Annotated in this window: 9 protein-coding genes; all 9 read left to right on the top strand. The window is 29.6% G+C overall.

The genetic code is table 11. From position 1 onward, the window contains the following. Positions 1–3: 3 nt before the first annotated feature. The 9 genes from M4I33_RS03305 (at position 4) to M4I33_RS03265 (ending at position 11,734) form a co-directional block, all read left to right on the top strand. Positions 4–1,401 (top strand): PDZ domain-containing protein, encoded by a 1,398-nt coding sequence (locus M4I33_RS03305; RefSeq protein WP_257915460.1) that lies wholly within the window; start codon positions 4–6, stop codon positions 1,399–1,401. A gap of 128 nt (positions 1,402–1,529) precedes the next feature. Next, complete coding sequence (gene uvrB, locus M4I33_RS03300; RefSeq protein ID WP_257915459.1) at positions 1,530–3,500, top strand: excinuclease ABC subunit UvrB; 1,971 nt, start codon at positions 1,530–1,532, stop codon at positions 3,498–3,500. Between the two features lie 63 nt (positions 3,501–3,563). After that, positions 3,564–3,986, top strand: coding sequence for a hypothetical protein (locus M4I33_RS03295; protein ID WP_257915457.1), 423 nt, complete (start codon positions 3,564–3,566; stop codon positions 3,984–3,986). A 67-nt stretch (positions 3,987–4,053) separates the two neighbouring features. Continuing rightward, positions 4,054–4,653 carry a hypothetical protein gene (locus tag M4I33_RS03290; protein WP_257915456.1) on the top strand — a complete coding sequence of 200 codons (600 nt, stop codon included), beginning with the start codon at positions 4,054–4,056 and terminating at the stop codon, positions 4,651–4,653. A 109-nt stretch (positions 4,654–4,762) separates the two neighbouring features. Beyond that, positions 4,763–5,422, top strand: a complete 660-nt coding sequence (locus M4I33_RS03285) for a Pr6Pr family membrane protein (protein WP_257915455.1) — start codon at positions 4,763–4,765, stop codon at positions 5,420–5,422. An 85-nt stretch (positions 5,423–5,507) separates the two neighbouring features. Continuing rightward, the gene (locus M4I33_RS03280; RefSeq protein ID WP_257915454.1) at positions 5,508–6,827 is read left to right on the top strand and encodes a WG repeat-containing protein; all 1,320 of its coding nucleotides are present in this window, start codon (positions 5,508–5,510) and stop codon (positions 6,825–6,827) included. Positions 6,828–7,094: 267 nt separating this feature from the next. Beyond that, positions 7,095–9,917, top strand: coding sequence for an excinuclease ABC subunit UvrA (gene uvrA, locus M4I33_RS03275; protein WP_257915453.1), 2,823 nt, complete (start codon positions 7,095–7,097; stop codon positions 9,915–9,917). Positions 9,918–10,062: 145 nt separating this feature from the next. Next, positions 10,063–10,503: an FHA domain-containing protein gene (locus M4I33_RS03270; protein ID WP_194192181.1), complete on the top strand. Its 441-nt coding sequence runs from the start codon at positions 10,063–10,065 to the stop codon at positions 10,501–10,503. A gap of 16 nt (positions 10,504–10,519) precedes the next feature. Further along, positions 10,520–11,734, top strand: a complete 1,215-nt coding sequence (locus tag M4I33_RS03265) for an FtsW/RodA/SpoVE family cell cycle protein (RefSeq protein WP_257915450.1) — start codon at positions 10,520–10,522, stop codon at positions 11,732–11,734.

Genomic DNA, 11,734 nt, shown 5'->3' with positions numbered 1-11,734 from the left:
GTAATGGAATTAATAATTCAGACTTTAAAATCACTATCACTTGTAATAGTTGACCCCACTTTAGCCTTGATATTAGTAGTATTAGCTTTAGTATTTTATCTAAGAAATAGGAAGATATCAATAATGCAAAAAATGATAGCTGGGGAGAGTATAAATTCTCCCTTAGAGCTAACAGCATCCCAAATTTGTTTTGGGTTAATTGGGGGAATACTTGGAAGTATTATTCTTACGACTTTAGGAGTAGTATTTTCAAAAACATCAGGAATACAATTTATCTTTATAGTATCCTTGCTACTTATGGTTGTAAAACCAAGATTTATATGTTTTTCATATTCAGGGGCGGTATTAGGTTTTTTAAGCTTAATAGTTACATATTTATATCCGGAAAAAGGATGGCTTAACATTGACATAGTAAGTCTTATGGTTCTTGTGGGTGTTTTACATATTATTGAAGGACTATTAGTTACCTTCGATGGAAGCAGAGGTTCAATACCTGTATTTACAAAAAAAGATGGGAAAATATTAGGTGGATATGCAATGAGAAGGTATTGGGTTTTACCTATAGCTATCTTTATAGCATTAGAAAATATAGATAGTAGTTCAAACTTAATAGCCGGTGTTAACACACCTAGCTTTTGGCCTTTGATTAGTAATAGTACCGTACTTTTAGGTGGTGCAGCTTTAATGAGCATTCCTTTTATGGGGATGTTAAGCTATAGCACAGTTACCTTTACTAGAAGCAGAAAAGAAAAGGTTAGAAGTTCTGGTATTATGATATCACTTTACGGAGTTTGTTTATGCTTAATATCAGGTTTAGCTAATTTTGGACTAGCTGGGAAGATTATAGTATTAATACTAGCACCACTTCTACACGAACTTATGCTAAATTATAGCAAAAGATTAGAAGAGAAGAGAGAACCTATATTTTATAGTGAAGAAGGAAGAATAAAAGTTTTAGAAGTCGTACCAGATACTATAGCATATGAAGCAGGTATTAAAGTAGGGGACGATATAATAAAAGTTAATGATACATATATAAATTCTGAAAAAGATGTTTATGTACTATCAAGAAGAGAAGTTGGAAGTTCAAAGCTTTTAATAAGAAGAAAAGATAAAACTTTTGATGTAGAGTTAAAGTTTAAAAAAGATAAAAGGCTAGGTCTTGTTTTAGTTCCAATATTAGTTAAAGATGAAGCTAAGATTGACGTTGAAAGTAAAAGTTTTAAAGATCTTTTATGCAAGATAAAAGAAAAGCAAATAGAACTAAACGAAGAAGCTAAAAAGAAAAATATAGAAAACGAAGAATCGGTATCTGATGAAGAAAAAAGAAAAGAAATAGATAAGGTAATCGATGAAATAAAAGATATAGAAGTAATAGAAGACAAAAAATTAAAAAAATAATTAATTAGGGCTACTAAACTTTTTAAGTATAGTAGCCCTAATTAATTTTAAAATACCTATACTTTACTTATTTTTGAAAAGTGGTATATTTACATTAATATGAAAAATAACATAAGAGAGGTGAAAAAATGAGTGAATTTAAAATAAAGTCAGAATTTAAGCCTACAGGGGATCAACCAAAGGCTATAGATAAATTAGTAGAATCATTAGAAAAGGGAAATGAATTTCAAACTCTTCTTGGAGTTACAGGCTCAGGTAAAACTTTTACTATGGCAAACATAATAGAAAGAACTAATAGACCTACTTTAGTTCTAGCCCACAACAAAACTCTAGCAGCTCAGCTTTGTGCAGAGTTTAAAGAGTTCTTTCCAGATGCTATAGTTGAATATTTTGTTTCCTACTATGATTATTATCAACCGGAAGCTTACGTACCTCAAACAGATACATTTATAGAAAAGGATGCTTCTATAAATGATGAAATAGATAAATTAAGGCACTCAGCTACATCAGCATTATTTGAAAGAAGAGATGTAATAATCGTAGCTTCAGTATCTTGTATTTACGGTCTTGGTAACCCGGAAGAGTATAAAAATCTTACTATAAGTCTTAGAACTGGAATGGAAAAAGACAGAGACGAAATAATAAAAAAACTTATAGAAATCCAATACGAGAGAAATGATATAGATTTTTCTAGGGGAACTTTTAGAGTAAGAGGAGATTCTTTAGATATAATTCCAGCATCTTCCTCAAATAAAGGGATAAGAGTTGAATTCTTTGGAGATGAAATAGAAAGAATAAGAGAATTTGACGTTTTAACTGGAAAGATTTTAGGTGAAAGAAATCACGCTCAAATCCATCCGGCTTCCCACTTTGCAGCTTCAAGCGAGACTGTAGAAAAAGCTATTTCAAAAATAGAAGATGAATTAGAAGATAGATTAAAAGAATTAAATGCTCAAGGAAAATTATTAGAAGCTCAAAGATTAAAGCAAAGAACTAACTTTGATATAGAAATGATGAGAGAAATGGGCTACTGTAGTGGAATAGAAAACTATTCAAGAATTTTAGATGGAAGAGACCCAGGAACTCCGCCTAAAACTTTAATAGATTACTTCCCTGAAGATTATTTGATGTTTATAGATGAAAGTCACGTTACACTTCCTCAAGTTAGGGCTATGTATGCAGGGGATAGGTCTAGAAAAAACACTTTAGTAGATTACGGATTTAGGCTTCCTTGCGCTTACGATAACAGACCTTTAAAATTCGAAGAATTCGAAAAAAAGATAAATCAAGTAGTCTTTGTAAGTGCAACGCCTGGAGCCTACGAAAGAGAGCATGAAGAGGTTATAGCAGAGCAAATAATAAGACCTACAGGACTTTTAGACCCTAATATAGAATTAAGACCTGTAAACAATCAAATAGATGATTTATATTCAGAAATTATAAAAACAAAGGAAAATGGATATAGAACATTAGTTACTACATTAACTAAAAGGATGGCAGAAGATTTAACTAAGTACTTAATAGAACTTGGAGTAAAAACTACTTATATGCATTCAGATATAGATACTATGGAAAGAATGAGAATAATTAGGGATTTAAGACTTGGTAAATACGATGTTTTAGTTGGGATAAACCTTTTAAGAGAAGGGTTAGACATTCCAGAAGTTGCTTTAGTTGCTATCTTAGATGCTGATAAGGAAGGGTTCTTAAGGTCTGAAACTTCAATGGTTCAAACTATAGGTAGAGCAGCTAGAAATGCAGATAGTAAAGTTATTATGTATGCAGATAAGATAACAGGGTCTATGGAAAGAGCTATTAGTGAAACTGAAAGAAGAAGAAAGATTCAGATGGAGTACAACGAAGAACACGGAATTACTCCAAAAACTATAATAAAAGATATAAGAGATGTAATTGAAGCGACAAAAGCTTCAGAAGAAGAGACTAGAGAAGAATTCGAAAATCAACCTAAGGATATGTCTTCAAAAGATAAGAAAAAACTAATTAAAAAATACACAGACGAAATGATGGACGCTGCTAAAAATCTTCAATTTGAAAGAGCAGCTGAACTTCGTGATATGATTGATAAATTAAAAAAATAATAAATTAACTATAAAACCTCTTAAACATATATTAAATATAAATAGTTTAAGGGGTTTATATTTATGGATGAAGAAGCCATTGAGATTTTAAATGAATATTTTAAAAAGTATAATTTGTATTTAATTGACTTAGAAGTAAAAGCTGCATCATTTCTTGCAATGGCTAACCTTTATTCTATATACCTAAATAAAATTAATACTGAGATAATTTTAGAAGAAATAGATGGAACTAATATTAATCTATTTGAATTGTCATCACAAGGACAAAAGGTTTCAGTTATAGCAATAGGGATATATGCCTACACAACTTATTACAGATATATTGAAATTATACTTATGAATATGTTATTAGATAAGAACATTAATGTTAATAGGTATTATACTTTCCATCAATGTGTAATGACTAGTTTAATTGCAAACATTAAGATGTTAGAACTTTTAGAGATTTTCAGTAAAACTCAGCCAAATGCAAGTTCTATACCTTAGAATTTACAGGAAACAAAAAATTCTATTAGTATAAAATATATAAAGCGATTATTTAGGAGGCGGGGGATTGGGGAGAAGAAAAAAGATTTATAACTGTGATTTCTGGAGCGATACAACTCTTCCTCCTTGTGCAGAATTTTTAGGGAATTATAATCCTTTGAAAAAAAATGGAGTGGAGGTATTTAGGAATTATAATAGGATATATTGGTTTTTATCTTTTTCAGAACAGTTAAATAATCAACCACAATATAATCCTTGTGACCCAAGTACTTTTACTAATTCAGCTTTGGGGAATATTCAAATTTCTTTTCATGACTTTTTAATAGGTTTATTTATAAATCTTGTTCAAAAGGGAGAGATAGATTTAAATACTTGCGGTAAAATTCATGAGAATGATAAAGTAGATAACTTCATTAAAGAAACTTTAAACGTTAATGAAGAAGAAGTTACACAAGTTTTTGTACCAAGTCTTATATACACTATTTCAAATTCTAATGCAATATTATCTTTGTATACAGCAAATTTTATTATAAGCAAAACAAACTTTTATATATTACTTATGTTAAATAGATTAGAAGGTGATCCAGCACTATTTTTCGGAAACAATTCTTACGCTACTCCAGAGATAATAAATTATGAATTATCAACATTATTTATACCAAAATAGCAGAGTCTAAGGATTCTGCTATTATTTTTATTAAACAGTCAAATAGTTTGATAATCAAAATAAAATAAGATATAATCTAATTCGGAATTATAAATTGAAAGGTGATTATATGAAAGAAATAAATAAAAAGTATTTTAGAGGGTTTGCAGGAATCCTAATTTTAATAGGAATGATATTATCATTTACACTTCAAATGATGTCAAATGATATAGATGGATATTTTGGAAGAGTTTTAGGATTTTTTTCTTATTTTACTGAGTTTGCTAATATTTTAGTAATGCTTTTATTTTTAAATAACTCAATTTTAAATAGAAAAATAAAATGGCTTAACAAAAGAAGTATAAAAGGTGCTATAACATTATATATCTGCGTTGCTGGGCTTGTATTTTTCTTAATACTAAATGCTGAGTGGAAACAAACAGGGATAGAAAAGTTTCAAACATATATTCTTCACGGTTTTGCGCCACTTGCAATATTATTTGATTGGCTTATTTTAGAAAAGGAATCAAATTATGAATACAAGGATATATTAAGCTGGGTAGTTTTCCCTATAGTATATTTATTTTGGGCATTAGCTGTAGGAAATGTTATAGGAGTATATCCGTATTCATTTTTAGATATGAATGTTTTAAACTTAGAAGGATTAGTAGTAAATGTATTTTTCTTAGTTATAGCATTCCTTATGCTATCTAGTGCTATAGTTTTTATAGATAAATTTAGATTTAAATCTAAAAAGGTTACTGAAATTAATAATATATCATTTAGATAATTTAAAAGGTTATGTCTTATATATTTTGGCATAACCTTTTTATATTTTATGGGATAAAATGGTATAATTATAGTGGGGTGAGTTTATGGGTAAAAATAATGTAAATATACCGTATAAGGTTATATTGTTTCTTTCTTTTGGTACAGTAATAGTTGTTACAGTTATATCTTTAGTTTTTTCTTTATTAGATATAAATAATATAAAACTAGATTCTATAAAAGGTGTCTTCAAATCAGAAGATACGAGTTCTAGAAAAAAATCTGGAAATGATGATTATAAAGAAATTATAAAAGGAGATTCAAATAGCCTTTATAGAGTAGAGAAAAATAATAAGGTAAGTTATATTGATAAAGATTTTAAAACTGTTATAAAACCTTCAACTTACGACTACGGAAGAGATTTTAAAGAAGGAGTAGCTATAGTTTCAAAGGGGGATAAAGTAGGAGTTATAAATTCAAAAGGAAGAGAAATATTTAAATTAGAATATGATGATATTACAGACTTTAATGAAGGTTATGCTTTAGGGTTAAAGGGAGGTAATATAGATATTTTAAGTTTAAATGGGGATATAACATGCCTTAGCGGATTTTATACAAGCATATATAGAGGCTTTGAATCAGGGAGGGCAGTGATAACCTTAAATTCTAAATCTACAATAATAGATTATAAAGGGAATATTATATTAGATAATTTAGTAGAGCCTTATATTTTAGATGGAATGATTATTTCAGAAAATGATATATATAACCTAAATGGTTATAAAATAAATGATGAAGTAGAGCTATTTGATTATAAAAATAATATTGCAATCTATAAGGAAAGACTTACTGATAATTACTTAAATGAAAAAAATATAGACTTTAACTATAACAATGTGTATTTTAATGATGGTCTAATATTACTTTCAGATGAAAACCATGCAGTTAGAGTGTATGATTACAATCTAAAGCTAATTTATGAAGGGGATAAGTCTTTTAATACTTCTATAAATAATGGATATATAATAATAAATGATTATTCAAATATTATTATTAAGGATAAAACAGGAAAAGATATAAATAAAATTAAAAGTAGATCTTCAAGTGATGAACTTTTATATATTTTAGGTGTAAATAAAACATTTTTAATTACTAAAGAGTTTTTTGAAGGCGAGGAAAACTATTATATCTATAAAGATAAAGGTGATTTCTTAAAAAAGAAAGAGGATAATTTATACGAGTTATATGATGATATATTAATTGAAAGAAGTAAAGATTTTATTTCTATATATAATAAAAATCTAAAAGAGATTTTTAAAGAAAAGGGAGAATTCACTTATAAATACGATGGGAATATAATAACTTTAGAAGAAGGAAGTCCTAAAGATAGAATTTATTTAAATAAAAATATGAAGAAGTTTAGTTAGTATTTAAGTTAAATACTATAAAATTTTAATAATCAGTACACAGCTAAGACTTATAATAATTCTTAAGAATTATTATAAGTTTTTTTCTTTTTAAATGTATGGTAATATGATAGAATTGGATTATTATTTAATAATACATATTAATTAGAGAGTTTGACAAGTGGACAAGTTAAAATTATTATATATATAATGGGAACTTATGTTCGAGAATTAATCTGATAATATAAGCTAAAAATATAGATAATAAAAAGGAGAGGTACGGAGATTATGAAAGATAAAATAATAATTAAAGGCGCTAAGGTACATAACTTAAAAAACGTAGATTTAGAAATACCAAGAGATAAGCTTGTAGTATTTACAGGTCTTTCAGGTTCAGGAAAGTCTTCACTTGCTTTTGATACTCTTTATGCAGAAGGGCAAAGAAGGTACGTTGAATCTCTTTCAGCATATGCAAGGCAGTTCTTAGGTCAAATGAATAAACCGGATGTAGAATATATAGAAGGGTTATCACCTGCAATTTCTATAGATCAAAAAACTACAAGCAAAAATCCAAGGTCAACTGTTGGAACTATAACAGAAATATATGATTATTTAAGACTTTTGTATGCAAAGGTTGGAATTCCTCATTGTCCTAAATGTGGTAAAGTTATATCTCAGCAATCTGTAGATCAAATAGTAGATGGTGTTATGAGCCTAGAAGATAGAGCAAAGGTTCAAATATTAGCACCTATAATAAGAGGAAGAAAAGGAACTCACGAAAAAGTATTACAAAACATCAAAAAGAACGGGTTTGTAAGAGTTAGAGTTGACGGTGAAATCTACGAGATAACAGAAGAGGAAATCAAATTAGATAAAAATAAAAAACATAATATAGAAGCGGTTGTAGATAGACTTGTAATAAAAGAAGGAATAGAAGGAAGATTATCAGATTCTATAGAAACAGCTTTAAAACTTGCAGACGGATTAGTTATAGTAAATGAAATAGGAGGAGAAGATAGACTATTTAGTGAAAAATTCTCTTGTCCTGATTGTGGTATTAGTATTGAAGAAATAGCACCTAGATTATTTTCTTTTAACTCTCCATTTGGTAAGTGTGACTACTGTGACGGGCTTGGAACACTTATAGAAATAGATGAAGATTTAGTAATTCCAGATAGAAATTTAAGTATAATGGAAGGGGCTATAGCACCTTGGGGAGAAGGAAGAACTAAAGACGATTCTTGGACTTTTGCATTTTTAAAAGCATTAAGTAAAGAATATAACTTCGATTTAAATACACCTATAAAAGATTTAGATAGAGAAATAATAGATCTTATTCTCTTTGGAAGTAACGGAAAAAGAGTCAAAGTAAATTACGTTAAAGAAGGAATTAAAGCAACTTATAACTCAGCTTGGGAAGGTGAGATAAATGCCCTTCAAAGAAGATATAGAGAAACAAACTCAGATACTATAAAAGGTGAAATAGAAAAGTATATGAGTAACAAATTCTGTCCTAAATGCAAAGGAGCTAGACTTAAAAAAGAAGCTTTAGCTGTAACTGTAGGTGAAAAAAATATTTTTGAATTTACAGAATTACCTATTAGAGAAGAATTAGATTATTTAAATAACATAGAATTCTCAGAAAAGAATAAAATAATAAGTGAACAGATAGTTAAAGAGATAAAAAGTAGGTTAGAGTTCTTAGTAAACGTAGGTTTAGATTACTTAAACCTTTCAAGAGCTTCAGGAACGTTATCAGGAGGTGAGTCTCAAAGAATAAGACTTGCAACTCAAATAGGATCTGCACTTATGGGAGTTTTATATATACTAGATGAACCTAGTATAGGGCTTCATCAAAGAGATAACGACAGACTTATAGAAACTTTAAAAAATTTAAGAGATGTAGGAAATACTGTAATAGTTGTTGAACATGATGAAGATACTATAAGAGAGGCAGATTATATAGTTGATATTGGACCTAGAGCTGGAGAACACGGAGGAGAAATAGTAGCTTGTGGGACTGTTGAAGAAATAAAGAAATCAGACAGATCTCTTACTGCTGATTACTTAACAGGAAGAAAGAAAGTTGAAGTGCCTAAAGAAAGAAGAAAAGGGAACGGAAACTTTATTAAAGTAGTTAAGGCAAAAGAAAATAACCTTAAAAACGTAACTGCAAGCTTCCCTTTAGGGACTTTAACTATGGTTACTGGAGTTTCAGGGTCAGGAAAGAGTACTTTAATAAACGAAATACTTTATAAGGGTCTTAATAAACTAGTAAATAAAAGCAGAAACTCAGTTGGAGCTCACAAAGAGATAACAGGCTTTGAAAATATAGATAAAATTATAGATATAGATCAAAGTCCTATAGGAAGAACACCTCGTTCAAACCCTGCAACATACACAGGCACATTCGATATAATAAGAGAATTATTTTCTCAAACTCCTGAAGCTAAAATGAGAGGGTATAAACCTGGAAGATTTAGTTTTAACGTTAAGGGTGGAAGATGTGAAGCTTGTTCTGGAGATGGAATAATCAAAATAGAGATGCAATTCCTTTCAGACGTTTACGTTCCTTGTGAGGTATGTAAAGGAAAAAGATATAATAGAGAAACTCTTGAAGTTAAGTATAAAGGAAAAAGCATAGATGACGTATTAAATATGACAGTTGAAGAAGCTTTAGAGTTCTTCGAACACATTCCAAGAATCAAAAACAAACTTCAAACACTTTTTGATGTTGGATTAGGTTATATTAGATTAGGGCAACCTTCAACTCAACTTTCAGGAGGGGAAGCACAAAGAATCAAATTAGCAACAGAGTTATCAAAAAGGAGTACAGGAAAAACTCTATACATCCTAGATGAGCCTACAACAGGTCTTCATATAGATGACGTTAATAGATTAGTTGAAATACTTCAAAGATTAGTAGATACAGGCAATACTGCTATTGTTATAGAGCATAACTTAGATATGATAAAATGTGCTGACTATATTATAGACTTAGGACCAGAAGGTGGAGACAAAGGTGGTACGTTAGTAGCAGAAGGTACACCAGAAGAAATATCAAAAGTAAAAGAATCTTATACAGGTAAATATTTAAAGAAGATGCTATAAGGTTCGAGAAATAAATAACTGGCTTAGACCTTGGTGTAAAGCCAGTTATTAGATATCTTTAATTTATTTGTAATATTAAAGAATGAATTAAGGCAAAAATTAGTGTATAATTACAAGGATAAAGTAAATATTTTGAGGTGAAGATATGAGTTTTTCAAAAATAATTGGGGGCGTATTCGGAATAATTTTCATCGTAATCTTGTACTTTATAATTTTTTACGCGTTAAAAATAATGGCGAAAGACGTTAAAAATGGCGAAAAGAAAAAGCGACCAGTCGGCCATAAGCATCACGGAATAGAAGTGATTGCTAGCGGAGAAAATAATAACTTAAAAGTAGGTACTATAATACCTATAAAGACTTATATGAGTATAGGTAGGACAGATGATAATACGATAATTCTTACAGATAAATACGTATCTGGTAAGCACGCTAGGATATTGGTAAAAAATAATGTACTTATATTAGAAGACCTAGGTAGTACAAACGGAACTTACCTAAATGGACAGAAAATACAAAACAAAGTTAAATTATTTACACGTGATGAAATTAGAATAGGGACTGCTGTATTTAAGGTTTTAACTTAGGAACAGGGGTGAAGAAATGAAGAAAAATAGAAGTGAGGTAATGCTACTAGTACTTATTTATATATTATGCATGGCATTATTTACAAACTTAGCTATTTTAAAGGATCCTATAGATAAGAATGCCATATATATAGGATTACTTATTTGTGTAGTTATTAGTGTAGCATATCTTATAATTAGAAAATTTGATCCTGATGGAGATCGATTTATACTACTTTTTTCAAGTTTACTTGTAACTATAGGTATAGCGATGCTTTACAGATTAGATCCTTCAGTAGGTAAAAAACAATTAATTTGGTTTATAGCTGGTATTGCTATATTTATAGTAGTTGTGAGGCTTTTTCCAAGCTTTAAAAGCTTTTCTAAATTTAAAGTTCTTTATTTAATTGGAGTGATTGCATTTATGCCTATGGCTATGGTTATAGGTACAGAGCAGTTAGGGGCAAAGAACTGGGTATTTATTGGAGGGTTTGGATTCCAACCTTCTGAGTTCGGTAAAATTTGTCTTATTCTGTATTTAGCAGCAACGCTAAAGGATTATTCTAAAGCAAGTGATCACGCATTTAAAACACTTATAAAACCAGCTTTTGCTGTAGGTTTTAGTTTAATATTCTTAGTTTTACAAAAAGACTTAGGATCAGCACTTATTTTCTTCGGTATTGCAGTTACTATGCTTTATATTGCAACTTCCAAGAAAAAGTATGTTTTTGCTTCTCTTGGACTGTTTGGAGCAGGTTCTGTAGTAGCATACAAATTATTTGCCCACGTTAGAAGAAGGGTTTTAATTTGGAAGAATCCTTGGGAATACGCAAATGATCAAGGGTATCAATTAGTGCAAGGTTTCTATGCGATTTCATCAGGTGGAATGTTTGGATCAGGTCTTGGACAAGGACATCCAACCCTTGTGCCAGTACCAACTACAGACTTCATATTTGCAGCAATATGTGAAGAACTTGGTATGGTATTTGGAATAGGTGTAATGATAATATACTTCTTATTATTCTATAGAGCTATAAGAACAGCGTTTGTAAGTGATGATTCTTTTTCACAACTTGCAGGAGTTGGGTTTAGTACTATGATAGTATGTCAAGTATTAGTTATAATCGGTGGAGTTTTTGCTGTAATACCTTTAACAGGTATAGCATTACCACTAGTAAGTTATGGTGGTACTTCAATGGTAACAACTTTCTTAGCTCTTGGAATACTACAAAAAATATCAGAGGAGGGCTAA

This window comes from Clostridium sp. LY3-2, from assembly GCF_024705715.1.
Lineage (GTDB): Bacteria > Bacillota > Clostridia > Clostridiales > Clostridiaceae > Clostridium.
The sequence above is the reverse complement of the archived record's forward strand: the minus strand, read 5'-3'. Positions and strand labels throughout refer to the sequence as shown.